This is a genomic window from Micromonospora sonchi (assembly GCF_014646235.1).
In the GTDB taxonomy this organism is placed as follows: domain Bacteria; phylum Actinomycetota; class Actinomycetes; order Mycobacteriales; family Micromonosporaceae; genus Micromonospora; species Micromonospora sonchi.
The window spans coordinates 53,977-77,102 of the sequence record NZ_BMNB01000020.1 but is presented as its reverse complement, the minus strand read 5'-3'; the positions used below and the strand labels follow the sequence as shown (position 1 = coordinate 77,102).

At 71.1% G+C, this 23,126-nt stretch carries 14 protein-coding genes; 8 read left to right on the top strand and 6 right to left on the bottom strand.

What is annotated here, in order from left to right:
- Positions 1–122 precede the first annotated feature (122 nt).
- Together IEY61_RS20660 and IEY61_RS20655 are read left to right on the top strand one after the other, a co-directional pair.
- Entirely contained in the window at positions 123–1,508 is a 1,386-nt protein-coding gene (locus tag IEY61_RS20660) for an alkaline phosphatase family protein (protein ID WP_189046798.1), read from the top strand.
- A 53-nt stretch (positions 1,509–1,561) separates the two neighbouring features.
- The gene (locus tag IEY61_RS20655) at positions 1,562–3,958 is read left to right on the top strand and encodes a CARDB domain-containing protein (RefSeq protein ID WP_189046796.1); all 2,397 of its coding nucleotides are present in this window, start codon (positions 1,562–1,564) and stop codon (positions 3,956–3,958) included.
- A gap of 111 nt (positions 3,959–4,069) precedes the next feature.
- On the opposite strand, the gene IEY61_RS20650 is transcribed toward IEY61_RS20655, so the two are convergent.
- From IEY61_RS20650 to IEY61_RS20640, 3 genes are all read right to left on the bottom strand, one after another.
- Positions 4,070–5,221, bottom strand: coding sequence for a hypothetical protein (locus IEY61_RS20650; RefSeq protein ID WP_189046794.1), 1,152 nt, complete (start codon positions 5,219–5,221; stop codon positions 4,070–4,072).
- A 331-nt stretch (positions 5,222–5,552) separates the two neighbouring features.
- Entirely contained in the window at positions 5,553–6,125 is a 573-nt protein-coding gene (locus tag IEY61_RS20645) for an ABC transporter permease (RefSeq protein WP_229706225.1), read from the bottom strand.
- Positions 6,126–6,191: 66 nt separating this feature from the next.
- Positions 6,192–7,268 (bottom strand): medium chain dehydrogenase/reductase family protein, encoded by a 1,077-nt coding sequence (locus IEY61_RS20640; protein WP_229706223.1) that lies wholly within the window; start codon positions 7,266–7,268, stop codon positions 6,192–6,194.
- Between the two features lie 74 nt (positions 7,269–7,342).
- Between IEY61_RS20640 and IEY61_RS20635 the strand changes: the two genes are divergently transcribed.
- Entirely contained in the window at positions 7,343–7,996 is a 654-nt protein-coding gene (locus IEY61_RS20635) for a TetR/AcrR family transcriptional regulator (RefSeq protein WP_229706217.1), read from the top strand.
- A 59-nt stretch (positions 7,997–8,055) separates the two neighbouring features.
- Here the strand turns inward: IEY61_RS20635 and IEY61_RS20630 are convergent, their stop codons facing one another.
- A complete protein-coding gene (locus tag IEY61_RS20630) occupies positions 8,056–10,413 on the bottom strand; it encodes a helix-turn-helix domain-containing protein (RefSeq protein ID WP_189046791.1) in 2,358 nt (785 codons plus the stop codon).
- Positions 10,414–10,671: 258 nt separating this feature from the next.
- Here IEY61_RS20630 and IEY61_RS20625 point away from each other — a divergent pair, with 258 nt between their 5' ends.
- Positions 10,672–14,838, top strand: a complete 4,167-nt coding sequence (locus IEY61_RS20625) for a SpoIIE family protein phosphatase (protein ID WP_189046788.1) — start codon at positions 10,672–10,674, stop codon at positions 14,836–14,838.
- Positions 14,835–15,164, top strand: coding sequence for an STAS domain-containing protein (locus tag IEY61_RS20620; RefSeq protein ID WP_189046786.1), 330 nt, complete (start codon positions 14,835–14,837; stop codon positions 15,162–15,164). Before IEY61_RS20625 ends, IEY61_RS20620 begins: the two co-directional genes overlap by 4 nt.
- Here the strand turns inward: IEY61_RS20620 and IEY61_RS20615 are convergent.
- Positions 15,140–16,486, bottom strand: coding sequence for a glycoside hydrolase family 6 protein (locus IEY61_RS20615; RefSeq protein ID WP_189046784.1), 1,347 nt, complete (start codon positions 16,484–16,486; stop codon positions 15,140–15,142). The two genes, IEY61_RS20620 and IEY61_RS20615, sit on opposite strands and share 25 nt — an antisense overlap.
- Positions 16,487–16,628: 142 nt before the next feature.
- Here IEY61_RS20615 and IEY61_RS20610 point away from each other — a divergent pair, with 142 nt between their 5' ends.
- Positions 16,629–17,039 (top strand): hypothetical protein, encoded by a 411-nt coding sequence (locus tag IEY61_RS20610; RefSeq protein ID WP_229706215.1) that lies wholly within the window; start codon positions 16,629–16,631, stop codon positions 17,037–17,039.
- A gap of 523 nt (positions 17,040–17,562) precedes the next feature.
- Here IEY61_RS20610 and IEY61_RS20605 read toward each other — a convergent pair.
- Entirely contained in the window at positions 17,563–17,883 is a 321-nt protein-coding gene (locus IEY61_RS20605) for an amphi-Trp domain-containing protein (protein WP_189046782.1), read from the bottom strand.
- A gap of 147 nt (positions 17,884–18,030) precedes the next feature.
- Here IEY61_RS20605 and IEY61_RS20600 point away from each other — a divergent pair, with 147 nt between their 5' ends.
- A complete protein-coding gene (locus tag IEY61_RS20600) occupies positions 18,031–19,926 on the top strand; it encodes a DUF8832 domain-containing protein (protein WP_189046780.1) in 1,896 nt (631 codons plus the stop codon).
- A gap of 240 nt (positions 19,927–20,166) precedes the next feature.
- Entirely contained in the window at positions 20,167–23,112 is a 2,946-nt protein-coding gene (locus tag IEY61_RS20595) for a beta-xylosidase family glycoside hydrolase (RefSeq protein ID WP_229706213.1), read from the top strand.
- Positions 23,113–23,126: the final 14 nt, after the last annotated feature.

The window sequence follows — 23,126 nt, the reverse complement described above, 5'->3', positions numbered from 1 at the left end:
GTTCCGTCATCGCGTCGTCGTCTCCGCCCCGAGGCGAATTGACGGGTGAGTGACGCAGCGCTGTCAGGGTGAGCGGCGGCGACTCGCGCCGCTGGGGCGGGGCGAGAGATGCGGAGGCAGTGATGAACAGGACCGGTCGGCTCGCCGTGATCGGGCTCGACGGCGTGGCGCCCCAGCTGGTCTTCGACCGCTACGCCGACGACATGCCCACCTTGACGGCATTACGGGCACGTTCGCTCTGGGGCCCGCTCACCAGCGTCGTCCCACCGATCACGGTGCCCGCCTGGTCCTGCATGATGTCGGGCCGCTCGCCCGGGGAGATCGGAATCTACGGCTTCCGGAACCGGGCGGATCACAGCTACGACCGCCTCAGCATCGCCACGTCCCGGTCCGTCCGGGTGCCCCGCATCTGGGACATGGTGGGGGCGGCGGGCGGCGACAGCGTGATCCTCGGGGTGCCGGGGACGTACCCGCCAAGCGCCGTCAAGGGCTGCCTCGTCTCGTGCTTTCTCGCGCCCTCCACCCAGGCGGACTACACCTGGCCGAGGGAGCTGGCCGGTGAGATCCACCGGTTGACCAACGGCTACCTGCTGGACGTGACGGATTTCCGGACCGACGACAAGCCCCGGATCAGCCAGCAGATCTTCGACCTGTCCGAGCAACGGTTCACTGTGGCCCGGCACCTGGCCAGGACCCGCCCCTGGACGTTCTTCTCCTTTGTCGACATGGGCCCGGACCGGCTGCACCACGGATTCTGGCGGTACTGCGATCCGGAGCATCCCGGGTACGAGGCGGGAAATCCCTTCGAAAGGATTTTCCGCGACTACTACCGGGCGCTGGACCGTCACCTCGAAGCCTTCCTGACCGACCTGGACGACGACACCACCGTCGTGATCGCGAGCGATCACGGCGCGCAGCCGATGCTGGGCGGCTTCCACGTGAACGAGTGGCTGCGCCGCCGTGGCCTGCTCGTCCTCGCCGAGCAGCCGCCCACGGCCATGCCCATCTCGCAGTGCCGAGTGGACTGGTCGCGGACGACGGCCTGGGCCGAGGGCGGCTACTACGGGCGCCTGTTCATCAACGTGGCGGGACGCGAGCCGCAGGGGACCGTCCCCCCGAGCGAGTACGAGCAGGTCCGCGACCTGCTCGTCGCCGAGTTGGAGGCGCTCACCGATCACCTGGGCAGGCCGATGGGCAATCGGGCCTTCCGCCCGGAGGACGTGTATCCACAGATCGAAGGCGTACCGCCCGACCTGATCGTGTACTTCGGCGACCTGCGGTGGCGGGCCGCGGGCACGATCGGGCCGGCGACAGATCTCCACAGCTTCGAGAACGACACCGGCCCCGACGACGCCAACCACGCCGAGCAGGGCGTCCTCGTCATGGCCGGGGACCGGGTGGATGCCGGTTACCGTGCCGGAATGTCACTTCTCGACGTGGCCCCCACGATTCAGTCGTTGTTGGGCCTTCCCGCAGTTCCAGAGCAACGCGGGCGGGCGCTCGTCTGAGCACGGCAGGCGACGCACCACCGCGGGGCGGCACCAAAAGAGGTAGGTGCATCATGTCAGGACAACGTGGCCCACTGCGTCGCCTTCTCGGGGCGGCGACAGCCGTCCTGCTCGGCCTCAGTCTCGCGCTGACCGGCCCGCAGGCGGCACAGGCCCAGGACCCATGCGCGGATCTCAGCGTCACCGGGTTCAGCGTCACACCGAACCAGCCCGTCCAAGGACAACCCGCGACCTTCACCGTCACCGTACGCAACACCGGAACCTGCGCGGCACCCGGATTCGTCGTGCAGTGGCGACAAAACCCCTTCGCGCCGAGCGGACCGTCCACCCCGGTGGCGGGTCTGGCGGCCAACGCCTCGATCGCCCTCACCTTCGCCTTCACGTTCCCGACCGCCGGCAACTTCGAGACGGTCGCGGTCGTGGACACGGCGAACAGCGTGGCGGAGACCAACGAGGCGAACAACCTGGCGCTGCTGCCGGTGACCGTCGTCGCCGCCACGGTCGACCTGGTGGTCAGCTCCCTCAGCACGGTCCCGGCACGCCCGGTGACCGGGCGGGTCGCCACCGGCCGGATCACCATCACCAACAACGGCAACACCGCCGCCGGCGCGTTCCTGGTGTCCTGGCGGCCCTGGCCGCTGGCAGCCACGTTGACCCAGCAGGTGAGCGGCCTGGCCGCCGGAGCCTCGACCGTCGTGTCGATCGACTTCACCTTCCCGGTCGCCGGTGCCTGGCCGAGTACCGTCACCGTCGACAGCAGCAACGCCGTGCGAGAGAGCAACGAGGGCAACAACACCCTCACCCGTACGCTCAATGTCGACCCAGCCCGGGCGGACCTGGTCGTGTCGGCGGTCGTCCTAGCGCCCTCCTCCCCGGTCGTGGGCCAGAGCACCACCGCGTCGATCACGGTCACCAACACCGGTAACACGGCGGCCACCGAGTTCCGCGTGCAGTGGCGGCCTCGGCTGCTCGCCCCGCCGGTGTCGATCCGGGTCGCCGGCCTCGCCGCCGGCGCCGCGGCCACCGTGCAGTTGGCGTACACCTTCCCCTTCGCCGGCACGTTCCCCGGCACCGTGACGGTGGACCCGGACCGCCAGGTCGCCGAGTTGAACGAAGCCAACAACACCTTCCAGCTGCAGGTCGTCGTGGCCCCGAACACCGTGGACCTGGTGATCGAGGACGTCACGATCAACCCGTCGTCGCCGACGCAGGCGGCGTCGGCGACCGTGTCGATCCGGATCCGCAACACCGGGAACACCGCGGCCGGCCCGTTCCTGGTGGAGTGGAACCCGGACGCCCTCTTCCTCAGCACCCCGGGCCTGTCGACCGTCTCCCAGCAGGTGAACGGCCTGGCCGCCGGGGCGACGACCACTGTCACGTTCACCTTCGCCTACCCGAGGGCCGGCAACTTCAGCACGGTGGCCAGGGTGGACGCCTTCAACAACGTCTCGGAGACCAACGAGGCGAACAACCGCTTCGTCCGCGCGGTGACGGTGCAGCCGGCGCCCATCGACCTGGTGATCACCAGCTTCACCCTCGACCCGGCCTCGCCGGTACGCGGGGTGCCCACCACCGCACGCATCACGGTCCGCAACAACGGTCCCATCGCGGCCGGGCCGTTCTCCGTCCAGTGGCGGCTGCGGCAGAGCGACGGGTTCGGCCCGACGGTCCGGATCGACGGCCTCAACGCCGGTGAGTCGCGGACGGTCACCCTCCAGGGCACGTACTTCCAGGCCGGCGCGATCACCACCGCGGCCGTCGTCGACGTCTTCAACCAGGTGGTGGAGCCGGGCGGCGCGGAGAACAACAACACGGTGACCCGCTCGGCCGCCGTGGTCCCGCAGCGCACCACCCTGCGGGTCACCCTGGTGAGCATGCGCTCCTTCGCCGACGGCGACCAGGGCCTCGCCGGCGCGGGGGAGTGGAACCCGATCATCGTCGGCGTCCTCGACCCCACCGCCACCTGCACGGTGCTCGGCCAGACCGTGCCCGACGTGCGGTGCTTCACCTTCGCCGACAACGACGTCGACGACAACTCGCAGGTCAACCTGCCCGCGAACCGGTCGATCGTGGTGACCCTGGAGGAGTCCGCCCCGCTGGCGGCCGTGGTGACGGTGCTGGAGGACGACAGCCCGCTGGCACCGCAGTTCCTCGGCTTCGCGAGCCTGCTGTCGTTCCCGCCCGCGTACCGGACCCTCGGCACGCAGACCATCGACGGCCAGCAGGGTGACTGCGCCACCGCGCCACGCTGCTTCCAGGTCACCCTGCGGGTGGAGCTGGTGAGGAGCAACGTGCCGGGCTCGACCCTGGCGGCGCAGGCCAAAGCACAGCGGCTGGCTGGGAAAGCAGGCGCCAAGGCCGGATCCCTGCCCAAGGCCGGCAGGAACGCGCTGACCGAGTTCCGGCGCGTACTCGACCAGAAGTCACGGCCCGCCGGAACGGGCGAGTGACGGACCGGTCAGGAGGGCGGCGGCTGCTTGCCGCCGCCCTCTGCCCGGTGATGCACGAGTAGGCCGTGCGGGGGCAGTTGATGGCACGAACGCCGCTGCAGCCGGTTGGTGTCAGTCCCGCCTGGGAAACCGCCCGGCCAGTTTGCTGAGCGTGCTCTTCGCCTGCTCCCGGATCCCGCGCTGAGCCGCGCCCGGCGCTGCGGTGCCCGGTCCCGCAGTGCCCGCGGCCGGCGTCGGGGTCGGGGCCGGGGCCGGGATCGCCAGCCGCGCCCCCATGACCCTGTCCCGCTGGTCGTCGAGGCTGTCGGGGGCGGCGGTGGGGGTGATCAGGCCGGCCTGCCGCCACCCGGCGGTCTCGGCCACCATCTCGGTCAACCGTTGGTAGAACGGCGTGGTGCGGGATATTCCGTCGCGGTCGGCCCAGACCAGCAGGTGGCTCAGGACAGCGTCGTACTCGTGCAGCGGATTCTGGGCGGTGTGGCCGCTGAGCTTGTTGGCCACCTCCTGCATCCTGGCCGACCTGAACCCGGCGCCCGGCAGCAGTTCCAGGAGAACGGCCGCGCTGCGAACGGCGTGGGCCTGGAACGCGTTGAGTTGGTCCCGATCGATGTCACCGACACGTTCGGTCTGCCGGGCCGCCTCGTTGGTGGCGGTCGAGTTCGCCGGTAGCGGCGCCGGGTAGTTGAGCATGTCCGAGTCGTAGGACTCGTTGACGGCCACGTGGGTCAGCTCGTGCACCAGCACGGCGATCCGCTCCGAGGCGGTGCCGTCGCCGGCGTAGCTGATCGCGTACCGGTTGGGCCCGCCCGCCTGAGCAGGGCCGAGATTGCGGGTGTGGCCGCCGCCCGTGCCCGGTCCCGGGGTCCAGTTCGCGACCTGTTGCAGATATGGGATCAGCTCGTCGAGCAGAGCCCGGACCTCCCGGTTCGTGGTGGTCTGGTGGTAGGCCTGAAGATGTTCGACCTCGGTGAGGGTGACCGGGGGTGCCTGTCCCGGCCCAGCGGCCTGGCCCTGACCCGGACCCTGGCCCTGGTTCATGCGCTGCGCGGTGAGGAGTTCGCCGACGCCGCGGTTGCCCACCGCGCGCTGCAACGCCAGCAGGTGCGCGGCGTCGTCGAAGCGGTGCCGGCCGAGGAGATGATGCCGGGCGAGAGCGTGGTGACCGTCGACCGTGGGCGGTGAGGTGGCCACCACGTCGCGGGGATCGCGGGTCTCGGCTGTCGGTCGACCGGTCCTGCCGTGGCGGTGCACATCATGCCGCATACGGCCAGTATGCCCGCAGCAGCAGACGGTCACGACGTAGGCGATCCGTATGTAGCTGGCCTCGCCGGCCCGAGCCAGCTCCGGGCCTGCCCGGCCCGAGTGAGCAGATGGGTGGATCGATCGGCCCTGTCGACCTGATAGCGCAAACGAATCGCGGCGAAGAGCATCAGCGAGCGGCACCCCAGGCGTGGCCCCGCTCGGCCGGACGCTCGACCCCGGGTGATGGCGTAAACGGTTCAGCTCGACAGGGCCCGAACGAGGAGGTGTCAGGTCTGCCGAAGTCCGGACCCGATGGTTCCGGTGGTGCCGATGACGAGGATGGCTGGTGTGTTCATGAGCTGGGCAGGTTGGCGAGGCGGCGGCGTTCCAGGAGGCTGGCTACCAGGTAGCCGGTTCCGCCGGCGATCGCGAGGGCTGCGTAGATTCCGGTGGGGGTGAAGAATAGGGCGGCGGCGGCGAGCAGGGTGAGCCAGGTGCCGAGGCCGTAGTGCAGCGTGTTGCGGCGTACCGCGCCCTCGGCGAGGTTGATCATGCCGACGACGAGGACGGAGCCTGCGGGCCACAGGGCGTCCTGCAGTGTGGGGTCGTCGATGGTGGTGGTCAGGCCGCTGATGGCGAGGAACAGAGCGACGAAGCCGGTCACCCACATGGTGCCGACCAGTTTCTCGGAACGTCGGCTGGATTCGCTCGCGCCGTGTTGGGCACGACCACCGGCGATCATGTTCAGCGTCACGCCGGACACGATTCCGATGGCGAGCAGGGTGTAAGGCAGCCAGGTGGGCAGGTCGAGTGCGGGGTCGTCGCCCCGGGACAGGGCGATCGAGCCGTGTCCGAGGAAGAAGGCCAGGGCGAAGACGAGGTAGCCGAGCCGGCTGTCCACCTCGCGCGACGCCACAGGTCGCACCGGTGTGGCAATGGTGTACATGTGGGTTCTCTCCAGGAGTGGTTGATGTTCGGTGACGTGCTCTGGTCAGGCCTCGGCGACGATGACGACCTTGCCCATGACGGTCCGTGACTCGGCGAGCGCCAGGGCCGCTGCGACCTGGGAGAGCGGGACCTGTGCGGCGATCTGCGGGGTCAGCGTGCCGTCGGCGACCATGCTCAACACCTGGGTGAGGTCTTCGGCCAGCCGGGCCTGGAACGCGGCGAGGCGGCGCCTACCGGCCCAGAAGTTGTAGAAGTAGGCGCTCTTGCCGTTCGGTAGGTAGTTCCACGCAAAGATTCGGGTGAAGAGCTTCAGCACTCCCAGCAGCGCGTTGCCCGGCTGGCCCTTCGCCGACGCCGCGCCGTAGCTGACCAGCGTGCCGCCGCGCCGCAACAACCGCCACGACTGCGGAAGTCCCGCGCCGCCGACGTGGTCGAACACCGCGTCCACGCCCTTCGGGGCGAGTTCGCGGATCCGCCGGTACATGTCCGGCTCGCGGTAATCGACCGGGATGGCGCCCAGCTCGCGTACCGCGTCGTGGTGCCTGGCCGACGCTGTGCCGATGACCGTCATCCCAGCGGTCCGGGCGAGTTGCACGAGCGCGGAGCCGACCCCGCCGTTGGCCCCGAGCACCACGACGATCCCACCGGCGCCGACCGTCGCCTTGCGGTGCAGCATCTGCCAGGCCGTGACTCCGTTCACGAGCACGGTTTCCGCAGCGGCGGCAGACACCCCGTCTGGCACCGGCACCAGGTCCCCGGCGTCGAGAAGCAGGTGGCTGGCCCAGCCGCCGATCTTGGTGACGGCGGCTACCAGACGACCCTGCAGCGCGCGGTCCACACCGGGGCCCGTGGCGACCACTGTTCCGACGACGTCGTAGCCCGGCACGAACGGGTACGGCGGCTGGTCGTAGTAGGTGCCGAGGCGCATCTGCTGCTCGGCGAAGGACACGCCGGTGGCCTCCATGCGCAGCACGACCTGTCCCTGCCCGGGAGCAGGCAGGTCACGGACCCGGACCTGCAACCCGTCCGGTTCCACCGCGCCGGGCAGCACGATCTCGGTGGCCTGAATGGCGGCGTCACTGCCGATAACGCCCTCATAAGGTTCAGCATGTTTGCTCACGGCTTTAAGCTAACGCATGTAAGTCTTTGACGACAAGGGCGACGGTCGTAAGTTTTCTGTCGTATGGTTACGGCATGAAGATCGGCGATTCGGAGGACGCAGCGACACCGGGCCGCAGGCGTAACCGTCGCGGCGAAGGCGGCAAGCTCCGCGACGACATCGTCAACGCCGCGGCGGCTCTGCTCGACGAAACCGGCGACGAGCACGCTGTCACGCTGCGCTCGATCGCTCGCAGGATCGGCATCGCCGCGCCGTCGATCTACGCGCACTTTCCTGACCAGCCCGCCATCATGCTGGCCGTGGTCAACCAGGAGTTCGACCTGCTCGCCGCGCGCCTGCGCACGGCCGCCGAATCGGCAGGCCACAACGCCAGGCAGCGGCTACTCGCCGTCGGCCACGCCTACCTGGACATGGCCCGGGCCCACCCAGGGCGCTACCGCATCATGCTCGGCGGCCTGTGGGCCGCCCCCGCCGTAGGTGAGAGCTCGATCACCCAGGAGGAGATGGACTCCCTCGGCGTCGAGGCCTTGGCTGTCCTCACCGAGGTCCTCGGTGAGTGCGTCGCAGCGGGCGAGTCCACCAGCGACGACGTGGAGAGCGACGCGGTCGCGCTGTGGCTCGGTCTGCACGGCCTGGCGCACCAGCGTGCCGTCATACGCAAATTTCCCTGGCCCCCGGGCATCGCCGAGCGCATCATCACCGCCCTGGCCCACCTCAAGGAAGCCTGACCGCAGCCGGTCTGCCGGCACCGGCGAGAACGCCGATCGGCTCGCCACGTGAACCGATCTCAGCCCACGCGACGGCCACCGAAAGGTTGCAGCTCGGCGAGCCGGTGCAGCGCCGCGTCCACCAGGTCGGCCGGACCGACGTGGCGCGCGATGCGGACCGCCCGGCGCAGTTCGGTGCGGGCTTCGTCCGTGTGACCCAACCGGGCGAGCGCGCTACCCAGCCCGTAGCGGCAGCGCGCCTCGCTCTGGCGTACGCCCGATCGTTGCAGCCGGGGCAGCGCGGCCCGGAACCTCGCCGCTGCGGCTGTCCACCGCCGCAGCGCCAGCAGGCTCTGCCCGATGTTCAGGTGTACGTGCCCGGCGGTCACCTCACCGACCAGCGGGGACGGTGCCCGGTCCGGGTCGGCCAGCAGCGCGTTGAGCCGCCGGTACTGCGCGATGGCCTCCCGGTGCTGGCCGGCGCCGGCGAGGCTGCCGGCCAGCAGGGCCAATCCCTGCGCGTACCCGTCCCAGTCCGCGGCGGCCTCGAACAGCGGCAGCGACTGCCCGGCTGCCGTCTGGGCCCCGGCGGCGTCGCCCCGCCGCCGGGCCGCCGATCCGAGGTAGGTCCAGGCCCAGCCCTGTTGGCTGAGGTCGCCCGCGACGGCGGCCAGCCGCAGTGCCTCCCGGGCCGGCGCCTCGGCCAGGTCGGGACGGTGGGCGCAGGTGGTGTACGCCCAGGAGAGATAGTTCAGGTGGACCGCCCGCTCGCGTGGGTCGCCGAGCACCTCGGCCGAGGCCGCCGACATGCGGTACACCTCCAGCCAGTGTTCCCAGTGCGTCCACCGGTCGGAGAACCAGTGCATGGCGTCCGCGACGGTCAGCACCTCGGTGTGCCGGCCGGCGGCGACGGCCGCCCGCAGCGCGCCCAACCAGTGGTCGCTCTCCTGCTCGATCCAGCGGGCGGCGTCCTGCGCCGTCGCCCAGGACCGACCGTCTGACGGGGACGGTCCGGAAACGGGCGCGCCGGCATACGCCGGCTCGAACCAGCGTCCGGCGGCGACCGCGGTGGCGAGCAGCCAGGTGACCACCCGCTGTTCGACCTGTTGCCGCGCCACCGCGGTCTCCTCGGCGGCCAGTCGGGCCCGGGCGAAGAGCCGCATCAGGTCATGGAACCGGTAGCGACCGTCGGTGGCCGGTTGGAGCAGGCCGAGTTCGGCCAGTTCCTCCAGCGCCGCCTCGGTCTCCCGCAGGTCCAGCCCGGCCGCCTGCGCGGCCAGCTCCAGACCCGCGTCCGGCCCGGGGAGCATCGCCAGCCGCCGGAAGGTCTGCGCCGCAGCGGCGGACAGCTGCCGGTAGGAGAGCATGAACGGCGCCGCGATCTGGAGGTCCCCGGCGACCAGCAGGTCGAGTCGGTCGTCCTGGTCGGCCAGCCGGGAGAGCAGGTACTCGATGCTCCATTCCGGTCGGCTGAGCAGGCGGTTGCCGGCGATCCGCAGTGCCAACGGCAGATGCCCGCAGGCGCGCGCGAGATCGAGCAGCATCGCCTCCGGCTCCGCAGCCGTGCGTCGCGGTCCGATGATCCGTTGCAGCAGGGCGACCGCCGCATCAGCGGTCAGGGCCGGCAGGGTGAGCCGGTCGACCGCCTCCAGCCCGGCCAGGGCGCGTCGACTGGTGATGATCGTCATGGTGCTGCCGTCGCCCGGCAGCAGGGGGCGGACCTGGGCCTCGTCGGCGGCGTTGTCGAGCAGCAGCAGACAGCGCTGCTCGCGCAACAGGGCACGGTACTGGGCGCCGCGGGCGTGCTGGTCGGCCGGCACCCGGCTCTCCTGCACACCGAGCGCGATCAGCAGGCGGAGCAGCAGATCGTCCGGGCGGGGCGGCTCGGCGTCCAGGCCGCGCAGGTCGACGAAGAGCACACCGTCCGGAAACGACGCGGCGTACCGGGCCGCTGCCTGCACCATGAGCGCGGTCTTGCCCAGCCCGGGCGGCCCGGAGACGACCGCGACCACCGGCGCGCCCTGCCGGTCGGCGGGTTCGGCGCTGCGGGCGACGAGGTCGCCCACCCAGATCAGTTCGTCGTGCCGACCGGTGAAGTCGGCGACGGTACGCGGCGGTGCCAGCGCCGGCGTCGTCGGCCCGCCGCGCCGCCCGGCACGGGCGCTGTCGCGCAGGGTGGTGGCCGCGCCGGCCGGCAGCTCCAGCGCCCGGACCAGCGCCTCGACGGTACGCCGTTGCGGCACCCGGCTACGTCCGCGCTCCATGTCGCTGATCGCTCGGACGCTGACCCCCGAGGCGGCGGCCAGCTCGTCGATCGTCAGGCCGCAGTCGGTGCGGTGTCGGCGCAGCAGCGCACCGAACCCGTCCGGTTCGGTGCGCGCGAACTCGGGCCGGCGGCCGGACGGTGCGGTGCGTGACGAGTCGAGCACGTGCGGCATGGCCAGATGATGCCACGACGCTCACCCGTCGCCGCGCCGGCGTTCTCCTGCGTCCACGAACGACCCGGGGCCAGTGGTCGAGCGCCTCGACCGGGCCGGACCACCGCCACGTGCCGTGCCGACAGGGTGCGCCAGCGCGGCCCATCCCGCGGGAACGGTCCCGCCCGAGGGCCAAGATGCCGCGAAGGCTCGGGCAACGTATTTTGCAGGCGGAAAGCGGGTAGCCCACCGGGACCAGGGTGAGGAGACGTCCACGCGATGAGCAGTGGTGACCGTCAGCCGCGCGTCGATGCCGACGTGTTCGCCATCGACGAGGAGATCGGTCGTGATCTCGCCCGGGTGGACTGGGCGGCGACGCCGCTGGGAGCACCGGCCGGCTGGCCGCAGAGCCTCCAGACGGCGGTCCGCATCCTGCTGTCGTCCCGGTTCGCCATGTGGATGGCCTGGGGACCGGAGCTGACCTTCTTCTGCAACGCCGCCTACCGTCGCGACACCCTGGGCCGCAAGTATCCGTGGGCGTTGGGCCGCCCGGCGAGCCAGGTGTGGGCGGAGATCTGGGACGACATCGGTCCGCGCATCGACACCGTGCTGACCACGGGACAGGCGACCTGGGACGAGGCCCTGCTGCTGTTCCTGCAACGGTCCGGATACCGGGAGGAGACGTACCACACGTTCTCCTACAGCCCGCTGCGCAACGACGGCGGCGCGTTGGTCGGCATGCTCTGTGTGGTCCGGGAGGACACCGACCAGGTGATCGGCGAGCGCCGGATGGCGACGCTGCGGGATCTCGGCTCCGACCCCAGCGTGGTGCGTACGGAACAGGAGATGCTCGCCTTCGCGGAGCGGCAGTTGAACCGCAACCGGCGGGACCTGCCGTTCACGTTGACCTATTTGTTCGAGGAGGACGGCCGGGCCCGGCTCGCCGCGGCCACCGGCATCACGGCCGGTCACCCCGCTGCCCCGAGGACGCTGTCGAGCACGGAGCCGGGTGCGCTGTGGCCGGCGGGGCGGCTGCTGGAGGGCGAGTCGGTGCGGGTGGCGCTCGACGGTGCGACGGTCCCGGAACTGCCGACGGGGGGCTGGCCGGAGCCGCCCACCGAGGCGTTGCTGGTGCCGCTGCCGCGACAGGGCGGTACGCCGTACGGGTTCCTGGTGGCCGGAATGAACCGCTACCGGGCGCTCGACGACGACTACCACGGCTTCGTCGAGCTGGCGGCCGGGCATGTCGCGACGGGAATCGCCAGCGCCCGCAGCTACCAGGCGCAGCAGCGGCGGGCGGAGGAGCTGGCCGAGCTGGACCGGGCCAAGACCGCCTTCTTCTCCAACATCAGCCACGAGTTCCGCACCCCGCTGGCGTTGATCATGGGCCCGCTGGAGGAGCTGCGTATCCGGCTGCACGGCGCCGAGCGGTCGGTGCAGGAGGAACTGGAGGTCATCCGGCGCAACGGGCTGCGACTGGGCAAACTGGTCAACAGCCTGCTGGACTTCTCCCGCATCGAAGCCGGCCGGATGCAGGCGCGCTACGAGCCGGTCGACCTGGCCGCCGCCACCGCCGACCTGGTCAGCGTCTTCCGCTCCTCGATGGAACGCGCCGGACTGACCTTCGAGGTGGACTGCCCGCCACTGCCCGAGCCGGTCCACATCGACCGGGGCATGTGGGAGAAGGTGGTGCTCAACCTGCTCAGCAACGCGCTCAAGTTCACCTTCCACGGCTCGGTGCGGGTGACGGTACGCACCGAGGACGGGCAGGCGGTGGTGCGGATCGCGGACACCGGCGTCGGCGTGCCTGAGCAGGAGATGCCGCGACTGTTCGAGCGGTTCCACCGGATCGAGAACGTCCAGGCGCGGTCGAACGAGGGCAGTGGGATCGGCCTGGCCCTGGTCAAGGAACTCGTCGGGCTGCACGGCGGCACCATCACCGCCGACAGCGCCCTCGGTGAGGGCACGGTGTTCACGATCCGCCTGCCTTTCGGCAGCGCGCACCTGCCCGCCACCGCAGTGGTTCCCGCCGTCACCAGCACGACGGAGGTGTCCACCTCCGCCGAACCGTTCGTTCAGGAGGCCCAGCGCTGGCTGCCCGAGGTGGCGGAGCCCGCGACCGGGGTGGAACCCGACCCGTCCGCCGGTGAGGAGTTCCGCTTCGGGCACCGCCGCGCCGGTACGCCGGCCCGGGTGCTCGTCGCCGACGACAACGCCGACATGCGGGAATACCTCATCCGCCTGCTGCGCGGCGCCGGCCATCTGGTGGACGCCGCCGCCGACGGGCAGCAGGCCCTCGAGATCGCCCGCACCGAGGTCCCTGACCTCGTGATCAGCGACGTGATGATGCCCCGGCTGGACGGCCTGCGGCTGGTCGCCGCTCTGCGCGCCGACTCGCGAACGGCGGGCACCCCCGTGCTGCTGTTGTCGGCCCGCGCCGGCCAGGAGGCCTCCATCGAGGGGCTGGAGGCAGGTGCCGACGACTACCTGGTGAAGCCCTTCTCGGCGGCGGAGCTGCTGGCCAGGGTACGGGCGAACGTGGAGCTGGCACGGCTGCGCAACCACCACGCCCGCTGGCGCACCGCGCTGGTCGACTCGCTGCAGGAGGCGTTCTTCGTCTGCGACGAGGACGGTACGGTCATCGAGATCAACGCGGCGTTCACCGACATTCTCGGGTACGGGCCGGAGGATCTGCGTAGCGGTCCGGTCCAGCCGTGGTGGCCGGACCGGGAGCGGGAGCCGGAGGCGCACCGCCGGGTGGTCGAGGCGTTCGAGGTGCTGCTCGGGCAGTCGCACGGCAGCTACACGGTGCCCGTCACCCATGCCGACGGGCACCGGCTGTGGGTCGCCGCCGCCTTCAACCAGGTCGACGACCCCGACACCGGCCGCCGGATGGTCGTCGGTACCTTCCGAGATGTGACCGCCGAGCACTACGCCGTCCAGCGCGAGACCGCCCTGGCGGCGCTGAGCGTGCGCCTGTCGCAGGCGGATGACCTGACCGACGCCCTGCACGGGGTCCTGGACGAACTGCGCAAGCTCTGGCGTGCCGCCGGGGTGATGGCCGCCGTGTTCGACGGCGCCCACGCCCCCGTCATCACCGCCACCGATCCACGGCTGCGCTGGGACGCGCTACCCGAACAGCGGCGTCGTGGTATCACCGCCCTGCGGGACCGGCCACTGCTCACCCCGGTCGCCGATCAGGCCGGCGGGGCCGGCATCGCGGTGGAGCACCCGCACGGCACCATGGTCGTCTGGATCGACCTGGGGGAGAAGCGGCCCTTCACCGACCAGGACCAGACCCTGCTGGCCCTGCTGGCCGGCCACCTCGGTCAGGGCCTGCACCGGGTGCACCAGATCGACCAGCAACGCGAGACGGCCCTGGCGCTGCAACGGGCCATCCTCGGTCCCGCGCAGCTACCCGCCGGCTTCGCCGTACGCTACGCGCCCGCCGCCCGCCCGCTGAAGGTCGGCGGTGACTGGTACGACACCGTCGAACTGCCCGACGGGCGGATCGGCATCGTGGTCGGGGACTGTGTGGGCCACGGCCTGCAGGCCGCCACCGTCATGGGTCAGCTGCGCAGCGCCTGCCGGGCGCTGCTGCTACAGGACTCCCGGCCCGGCCAGACCCTGATGGCGCTCGACCGCTTCGCCGCCCAGCTGCCCGGCGCCGCCTGCGCCACCGTCTTCTGTGGTGTCCTCGACCTCTTCACCGGCGAGCTGCGCTATTCCAGCGCCGGCCATCCGCCGGCGGTCATCGCTCATCCCGACGGCACCATCCACCTGCTCGACCAGGGGCGGTCCCGTCCGCTCGCCGTCCGTCCGGGTCTCGACCGGCCCGAGGCCGACTGCGTTGTGCCCGCCCGGGCCACCCTCCTGCTGTACACCGACGGTCTGGTGGAACGCCGCCGCCAACCCCTGAGCTCCGGCATCGCGCACGCCGCCGCCGCCATCCAGAGCGGACGCGCCACGCCCATCGAGACCCTGGCCACCGACCTGATGGACCAGATGGCCCCCGAGGGCGGCTACGACGACGACGTGGCCCTGCTCCTCTACCGCCATCCCGGGCCGCTGGAACTGGAGTTCCCCGCCGAATCCACCCACCTGGCCCCGGTCCGCACCGCGCTGCGCAACTGGCTCGACCGCTGCGGACTGGCGCCGGCGAACGCGTACGACGTCCTGGTGGCCGCCGGCGAGGCCTGCGCCAACGCCATCGAGCACGGCAACCGCGACTCACCCGGCGGACGGATCCGGCTGCGGGCCGCCGCCACCGCGGACGACCTGCGGTTGAGCGTCACCGACACGGGCCGCTGGCGCCCTCCGCAGCCGGCGGCCAACACGCACCGCGGCCGTGGGCTCGTCCTCATGCGTGCCCTGATGGACACCATCACCGTCACCGCCGGCACCGCCGGCACCACCGTCGACATGCAGGCAAGGATCAACGGATGAGCACCCCGCTTTCCCTCGCCACCAGCCGGCGTCCCGACGGTACGCCGGTCCTGACCGCGACCGGCGAGATCGACATGAGCAACGCCGCCATCTTCGCCGCCGCGTTGGCCGACGCCGTGGACCCTGAGGGTGTGCACCTCGTGGTCGACCTCACTGCGGTGGAGTACCTCGACAGCGCCGGGCTGGCCGCCCTGTTCCCGCATGCCGAGTGCATTCAGCTCGTCGTCACTCCGCTGCTGGAACCCCTGCTCACCATCTCCGGGCTGGCCGACCTCACCACCGTCCACCGCCCCGGCCCGGATCAGGCCGCCGACAGCGGAGGATGAGCGTTCGCCATGAGCTCGGCGAACTGCGCGGGGAACCAGGCGCCGACCGGTGGTGCCCCCCGCAGCGCGTCGGTGGGCGGCCACCCGGAGCCGGTCGCCGGCCGGTGGTCCGGGTCGCACTTGGGATCGAAACCGCTGCGCGGGTCGGCGGCCTGCGCCGGATCGCTGGCGCCGTCGGAGACGCCGGGCGGCTTCATCCAGACGTATGCGTCGACGCCCGGCTGCGGTGCCACGGTCGGGCGCTCACCGAGACCGGCACCGGCCTGGTTGCACCAGTTCACCGCCGCCGTGCGCCGGTCGACGCGGGACTGTTCGACAAAGGTGTTCAGCTCCCGCGCGGTGCTCGGGCCGGTCGGCCGGCGCGGGCCGCCCCATCCGTTGCGGGAGGTGTCGATCAGCACCCCGATGTCCGCCGGGAACCCGGCCGCGACCAACTCCTGCCGCAACTGCTGCGCGTACGGCAACTCATCGACGAAGGTGTTCCAGTCCACCCATCGGGTCTGTCGAGCCGACACCCCGTTGATGGTGGTGCCCACGCCGAAGTACGGCTCGACCAGCGCGCCGTACCCGGCGGTGTTGACGATGACGCCGTCGAGGCCACGCAGGCCGGCTCGACTGCCGCGGACGATCTCCGTGATCAGGCGCACCCCGGCCGATCGGGATTCGTCCCAGCCCAGCTCCGCGTGGTGACCTGAGCCGAGGTAGGTGTAGAGGTTCGAGTACCGCCCCAGCCTGTCCAGCGCGTACCGGATGCCGGTGACGTGGTCGCCGCTGCGCGCCACGCTCTCGCATCGCGAGCTGAGGCCGATGCTGGTGATCAGCTGCGGCACCGCGTTGGGCTCGATCACGTTGATGATGCGCAACCGTCGGTACCTCGGGTCACGCTCGATGGCCACGATCGAATCGATGAACTCCCGCTGGTAGCGGCGCACCTCGCCGATCGCGAACTCCCCGCCCGGGGAGAGCCTGGCGCAGTCCCGGGCGGGAAGGTTGTTCAGCACCACCTGCACGTACCCGGCGCGCTGCGCCAACGCGGCGTCCAGGTGGGCCCGTAGGCCCAGCTCGCCGGGCTCGCCGGAGATCTGGCTCACCCGGTTCAGCCAGACGCCGGTCGGGGTGTTCGACACCCGGTGGCCGCCCGGAACGCTCTCCGCCCGGTCCCGCCACTGCGGATCGACGTACCCGGTCACTCCGGCGTACGGATTCTCGACGTGTGGCTGTCGGATGCCGGCCCAGACCGGTTCGGCGACGACCGCCGCGCCGGCCAGGGCCGCGACCGTGGCGGCGGCGAGCAGGCGGCGGGCTCTCCCCGTGACAGGCATGTGCACTCCCCGTGTCCGATCGGCTCCATTCATTGACCGTCATCGTTTGAATTAGTGCAAGTGGGTCGGGGAACCGGTCGGGCGCCGGCGTGCAAGTGTCGTCTTGGCGACAGTGCCACCCGTGCGGCGAAGGTAGACGCCCATGGTTGTCCGTATGGTCGTACGCGCCCCCGGCGGCGGCGACGGGGACGTGTTCCGACATCCCGCGATGCCCACCCCGCTCCGGCTCACCGTGCTCGCCTTCACGCTGTTGTCGCTGATCTTCACGCTGGCGGTGGCGCACCGCCTGCTGACCAAGGGCGGCTCGTTCGGCGCCCCCGTCTTCTTCTCCATCATGGCGGTGGCCAGCGCGATGGTGGCGCTCGGCCTGGTCGGCCGCCGGCCCTGGGCACCCTATTGCGCGTACGCCCTGGCGGGTCTGCTGGCCGCGGCCTCGCTCGGCCTCTTCGGGGCGATCACCTGCGTCGGTCTCGCGCTGCTGGCCTGGGTGCTCTGGGCCCTCAACACCCGGGCCTGCCGGGACTGGCTCCGCGAGCGCCGCCGGCTGCGCTGACCGCTCCGAGCGCGAGCGGTCCGCCCGCCAGAGCCGGAGCTGTGCTCACGAGAGTCCGGCGATAGGTGGTGGGAGTGAGGTGGGTCCGGGCCTGGTGCGGCTGTGCCTGGGGTAATGGGTGGCGCGGGTTGCGGCATGTTGGGGTGTTCGGGCCGATCGGGTGGGCGCGGGTTGCGGCAGGTCGGGGTATCCGGTCGGGTGAGCGGCACGAGTTGCGGTATGTCGGGGTGTCGGGGCCTGCTGAGGCCGCGAGTTGCGGCATCTCGTGCGAAGAGCACGAGTTGCGGCATCCTGCGCGACGACGCCGGATGAAGCGCCTCAGGCTGATCGGCCGGTCGCTGCACGGGCCAGGACTCGCCTCGTCGCCACCGCCCTATCGCCGGACTCACTAAACACCCGACCAGGAGTTTTTCCCAAAACCTTCCCCGGAGACGTCCGGTCGTGGGACTGCCCTGCTGGGCGGCCCACGACCGGGACGTGAACGCGGCCATCAACGTGCTCCGCCGGAGAGGCGGAGAGGATGTCAAGCCGCAGGGAGGGCCGCCGCCGGCTCCTCGTCCGCGTCGGTCTCCGCCGACCCGGCCTCGTCGGCCTTCTCCGCCTCCTCGGCGGGCTCGGCCGGCGCGGCGGCCTTGGGGTTGACCCAGGAAAACTCGATCTCGATCGAGAACTCGTCCTTGCCCTCCTGCTCGATCTCCAGCTCGCAGTGCACCTGGTCGGCCACCGCGATGGTGCCCGCGGCGCCGTAGAAGACCTGCCCGGTCTCCAACTGGCTGGCCACCTGCCGCAACCACGCGGCCAGATCCGCCCGCGACACGGTCCGGGCGTCCTCGTAGATATCCATGCCGCCATGCTGACATCCCTTGCCGGAAGCCAGCCCGTAGGGGGCCGCTGGCATCGATGTCGAGTCATGTGGCGCCATCACTTTTGCCATCTGCATAAAAAGATTGCTGCCTCTTGCCCGAAGTCGCATCCTCGGGAGGATGATCCGATGCGTCGTCTCCCTCCGCGCCCCTGGCGTTCCGTGTCGGGTCTGCTCGCGCTGATCCTCGTCGCGGCGATCGGCCTTCTCGGATTCGCCTCGCCCGCGTCGGCCCACGGCGGGCTGGCGATGTCCACACCGGCGGCGAACGCCACGGTGTCCGAGCCGCTCACGGCGGTGCAGCTCTACTTCACCGAGCAGGTGGTCCCCACCGCGTTCTTCGCGATCGCCGCGCCCGGCGGCGGCCGGGTCGACAACGGCTGGACGCACGGCACCCCCCGACAACTGGACCAGCCGGTACGGGAGTACTTCCTGGTCGACGGCAAGTTCGAGCCGCGCGAGTACACGACCGGCTTCCCCGCGGTCGTGACCGTGGCGCATCTGCCGGCGGTGGGGCGGTACACGGTGAGCTACCTGTCGGTGGCCTCGGACGGCGAACCGGTGCGGGGCACGATGAGCTTCCGCTACACGGGACCGGTGACCGCCGCGCCGCAGGGGTGGAGCCCGCCGACCAACCAGCCGGACCCGGCGCTGGTGGCCGCGGCCGAGCAGCACGGGCACGACGGGCAAGCCTCGCAGCCCCCCGCCGCACCCTCCGGATCTGCGTCGCCGGCAGTGGCCGTCCCGATGCCGGCCGTCGAAGACAACGGACCACCCGGCTGGGCCTGGGCCGCCGGAGCGGTGGCGATCATGCTGGCGCTGGTCGGTCTCGTCGCCTGGCGACGGCACCCGGCCGCCGTGGGCGCAGTGTTCGGCCGGGCCCGGGCTTCGAGAAAAACCGCACGCCGCCCCGACACCCGCTCTCGCCCGGGCGCCCGGAAGAGCCGCACGCCGGGCCGCACCGGCACTCCGGGCCGCGCGGGCTCGCCGGGCCGCACCGGCTCGCCGGGCCGCACCGACACCTCGCGCCGGGCGGCTGCCGATGTGTCCGCGGTGCACGATGTTGCTCCGGCGGCCGCCGCGCGGCTGAGCAACCCGCGTCTCGCGCTGCTCGTGGGCGGGCTGGTGGTCGCGCTGCTGGCCGGCTTCGGGCTCGGCCGGCTCGGCGCGGGCGAGCGATCCGGCGTCAGCGGTACGCGGCCGAGCGCCGCGAGTGGCCAACTCGCCGGCGGGTCCGCGGCGTCGGCGGGGGATGGGCACCGGCACGCGCCGGGCACCGGAGCGCACACGCATCCGGGTGACGGCCCGGATCAGGCGCAGGCGGCCGGAGCGTGGGTCAGCGCTGCCGGGTACACCCTGCAACCGGTGCAGCGGTCCCAGCAGCCGGGCGTACGAGCGGACTACCGGTTCCGGATCGTCGGTGCCGATCGGCAGCCGGCGACCCGCTTCGCGATCGTCCACGAGAAGCCGCTGCACCTCATCGTGGTGGGTCGCGACCTGGGCGGCTACCAGCACCTGCATCCGAGCATGGCTGCCGACGGCACCTGGAGCGTTCCGCTGGAACTGGCCCGCCCCGGCGGCTACCGCGTCTACGCCGACTTCTCCGTCATCGCTCCCGACGGCACCCAACTGCCGTTGGTGCTGGGCGTCGACCACCACGTACCGGGTGGATACACCCCGGCCGCGCTCCCGCCGGTGCAGCCGCAGGCCACGGTCGGGCCGTACACGGTGACGATGGCCGGTACGCCCACGGTCGGGGTGAGCGCACCGATCACCTTCCGGGTCGGGCGCACCGGAGACTCCGGGCCGGTGCGGCCGGAACCCTACCTGGGTGCGTACGGACACCTGGTCGTGGTACGCGAGGGCGACCTCGGCTACGTGCACGTGCACCCGGAGCCGGAACTTGCCGACGGGGTGGTCACGTTCTGGTTGACCGCGCCGAGCGTCGGCCGGTACCGGGCGTTCCTCGACTTTCAGGTCGACGGGACGGTCCACACCGTGCAGTACACGATCGACCTGTCCTGAGGCGAATGCGTGGGAGCGCTCGCATCGGACAATCGGCGTTTCGTTAGATGGATATATCGGACGAGGTCTTGACGAGCCATGTTAACGCTAACAACATAGGGGGCCCCGCAGCACTCGCGTTTGGAGTTCGCCATGCAGGTGCCCATCGCTGCCGCCTTCGATCCGCCCCCCGGGGCCAGGCCGGCTCGCCGGTCAGCCGGTTTACCGGCAGTCACCGGCGCGCTGAAACGATTTATCGCCGTGCTGAGCCTGCCCCGCCGTGCGATCTCGCTCACCACGGTCGGCGCGCTCCTCTGCGCCGGCGTCGCGGCCACCGGCGGCGCGGCGCACGCCACCGCGGGTGCGGCGCCGCCGGCCGACGAGTGGTCACCCCGGGCGGCCTACACCTCGACGGACCGGGGAGACGGCCGGTACTCGGTGCCGCTGCTGCGCGCCGACGTGCCGGACATCGGCGTGGAACGGGTGCCGGCCGCGGAGAACGACGAAGGCCGCGACATCTACTACATGATCAGTACGACGATGCACCTGAGCCCGGGTGCCCCGATCATGAAGTCCTACGACCTGGTCAACTGGGAGATCGTCAACTACGTCTTCGACCGGGCGAGCATCGGCGACTCGTTCTCCCTGCGCAACGGCCAGAACTCGTACGGCCAGGGCCAGTGGGCCTCGTCCCTGCGCTACCACGAGGGCATGTTCTACGTCGCCTTCAACACCAACAACCTCGGCGGCGCGTACATCTACCGCACCGACGACATCGAGAACGGCACCTGGCAGCGTACGGCCCTCGGCCGCGGGCTGCACGACCCGTCGCTCTTCTTCGACCACGACGGTACGCCGTACATCTTCCACGGCAACGGAAACATCAGCGCGGTGCGGCTCAACGCCGACCTGACCGCCATCGTGCAGGACTACCCGAACGTCTTCGGCGCCAACAACTACGCCGGCCAGCCCTTCATCGGCGGGCTCTTCGAGGGCGCCCAGTTCTACTACATCGACGGCTACTACTACGTGGTCGTCATCACCTGGCCGTCCGGCCAGGGCCGCCAGGTGGTCATGCTCCGCTCACCCGAGCTGCTCGGCCGCTACACCTCGCCCGGCGGTGTGAACACCTACGAGGCGCGCGGCGTGCTCAACTCCAACGGCTTCGCCCAGGGCAGTCTGGTGCCCATCTCGCGCTCCGGCGGCGGCACCGACTGGTACGGCATGTTCTTCCGCGACACGTTCCCGATCGGGCGCATCCCGGCGCTCATCCCGGCGACCTGGCGCGACGGGTGGCCGACCTTCGGCACCGACGGCGTGGTGCCGGTGGAGGGGCTGTTCGACAAGCCGATCCGGCTCAGCCCGGCGCAGGAGCGGTACGAGCGTCAGAAGGGCATCGTCGTCTCGGACGACTTCGCCAACGACGCCCCGCACAAGGCGTACATGGACGAGGAGTGGACGATCCCGGCGGCACCCGACATCGACGAGTCGCTGATCGGCGTGGAGCTGTTGGAGAATTCCGGGTTCGAGGCCGGGGCGCTCTCGCCCTGGGCCGCGCAGTTCGGCGCGACGCTGGCGCTGGACTCGACCGACCCGGCCGGCGGATCGGCGGCGCTGAAGGTCAGCGACCGCACGCTCAACGGCTCCGGCCCGAACCAGGTTCTCAACGGCAAGATGCAGCACGGCGTGACCTACACCGTCTCGGCGAAGATCAAGTACACCTCGGGTCCGAGCAGCGTGCGGTTCAACCTCGCCGCTGACTGGGGCTCGGGTGTGCAGGTGATGACCTTCGCGAACGTGCCGGTCGGGGAGTGGACGACCGTCACCGGCCGGTACACCGTCCCGGCCACGGCCAACCTGAACAACTTCAAGTTCGCGGTGGAGACGCCGTGGGCCAACCCGCAGCCGCCCTCCTCCAGCGTGGAGTACCTGATCGACGACGTCTCGATCGTGGGGCAGCCGCTCACCAGCGAGCACCCGACCGAGGGCGAGATCAAGCCCAACGGTTCGCGACTGGACATGGCCTGGGAGTGGAACCACGCCCCGGACAACCGCTACTGGTCGCTGACCGACCGCGAGGGCTGGCTGCGGCTGACCACCGGCAAGGTGGTCACCGGTGAGTACGTCTACACCAAGCTCTCCAACCGGGCCGAGCTGGCCTGGTTCGAGGAGGCCCGCAACACGCTCTCGCAGCGTACGTTCGGACCACGGCAGTCGGCGGAAACCAAGATGGACATCTCCGCGATGAAGGACGGCGACGTCGCGGGTCTGGCCGCCTACAACCGGGGCTTCTCGTACGTGGCGGTCAAGCGGGCCGGTGGGGTGAACACCCTCGGCGTGGTCAACCGCGGGCAGCCCTTCGCGGTCGACCTCGACCAGGCGACGCTGGAGAACTTCCTGCCCGGCACGACGGTGTCGCTGGGCGACGCGACCGAGGTGCACCTGAAGGCGGATCTCGACTTCGCCTCGCCGGTCGGCCAGCTCTGGACGACGTTCTACTACAGCCTGGACGGGCTGACCTGGACGCAGCTGGGCAACCGGGTCGGCCCGCAGACCCTGGACGGCAGCCTCTCGCACTTCATGGGGCACCGGGTCGGTCTATTCAACTACGCCACGCAGCAGAAGGGCGGGCACGTCGACTTCGACCACTACCTGCTCAGCGACACGCTGACCGCGCAGGGCCAGCCGCTGGACACCGGTGAACTCGACGCGGCCATCGCGTACGCACGCACGCTGCACGAGTCCGACCACCCGGCGGACGCCTGGGCGGCGATGCGGGCCGCGCTCGCCGACGCGACGGCGGCGCGGGCCGGCGAGTTCGGTACGCAGAACCAGATCGACGCGCCGGAGCGGGCACTCAGCTACCAGTTGGCCCGGCTCGGCGTGCTCAGGAGCGCGTCCGAGCTGCCCGTCACGGTCACTGTGCAGGCCCGGTGCGTGACCGGCACGGCGTACGTCGCGGTGCAGGCGCGCAACGACCACGACGCGCCCGTGGAGATCACCCTCCAGACCGCGTACGGCGAACGTTCGGTGGCGAACGTGGCGCCGGGCGCGAACGCGTACCAGCAGTTCACCACGCGTGCCGCCGGAGTCGAGGCCGGCTCGGCCACGGTCCGGGTCACCGGAACCGTCGACGGCCGCGATGTCACCACCGTCCGCACCGCCGAGTACCCCGCGATCGACTGCGGGCCCCGGCAGGTCCGGTAATCGCCAACCCACAC

Coding starts and splice junctions, on each gene's coding strand:
- IEY61_RS20660 (WP_189046798.1), top strand. CDS start 123: ATGAACAGGACCGGTCGGCTCGCCGTGATCGGGCTCGACGGCGTGGCG.
- IEY61_RS20625 (WP_189046788.1), top strand. CDS start 10,672: ATGAGCAGTGGTGACCGTCAGCCGCGCGTCGATGCCGACGTGTTCGCC.
- IEY61_RS20620 (WP_189046786.1), top strand. CDS start 14,835: ATGAGCACCCCGCTTTCCCTCGCCACCAGCCGGCGTCCCGACGGTACG.
- IEY61_RS20635 (WP_229706217.1), top strand. CDS start 7,343: ATGAAGATCGGCGATTCGGAGGACGCAGCGACACCGGGCCGCAGGCGT.
- IEY61_RS20615 (WP_189046784.1), bottom strand. CDS start 16,486: ATGCCTGTCACGGGGAGAGCCCGCCGCCTGCTCGCCGCCGCCACGGTC.
- IEY61_RS20650 (WP_189046794.1), bottom strand. CDS start 5,221: ATGCGGCATGATGTGCACCGCCACGGCAGGACCGGTCGACCGACAGCC.
- IEY61_RS20605 (WP_189046782.1), bottom strand. CDS start 17,883: ATGGATATCTACGAGGACGCCCGGACCGTGTCGCGGGCGGATCTGGCC.
- IEY61_RS20655 (WP_189046796.1), top strand. CDS start 1,562: ATGTCAGGACAACGTGGCCCACTGCGTCGCCTTCTCGGGGCGGCGACA.
- IEY61_RS20610 (WP_229706215.1), top strand. CDS start 16,629: ATGGTTGTCCGTATGGTCGTACGCGCCCCCGGCGGCGGCGACGGGGAC.
- IEY61_RS20630 (WP_189046791.1), bottom strand. CDS start 10,413: ATGCCGCACGTGCTCGACTCGTCACGCACCGCACCGTCCGGCCGCCGG.
- IEY61_RS20600 (WP_189046780.1), top strand. CDS start 18,031: ATGCGTCGTCTCCCTCCGCGCCCCTGGCGTTCCGTGTCGGGTCTGCTC.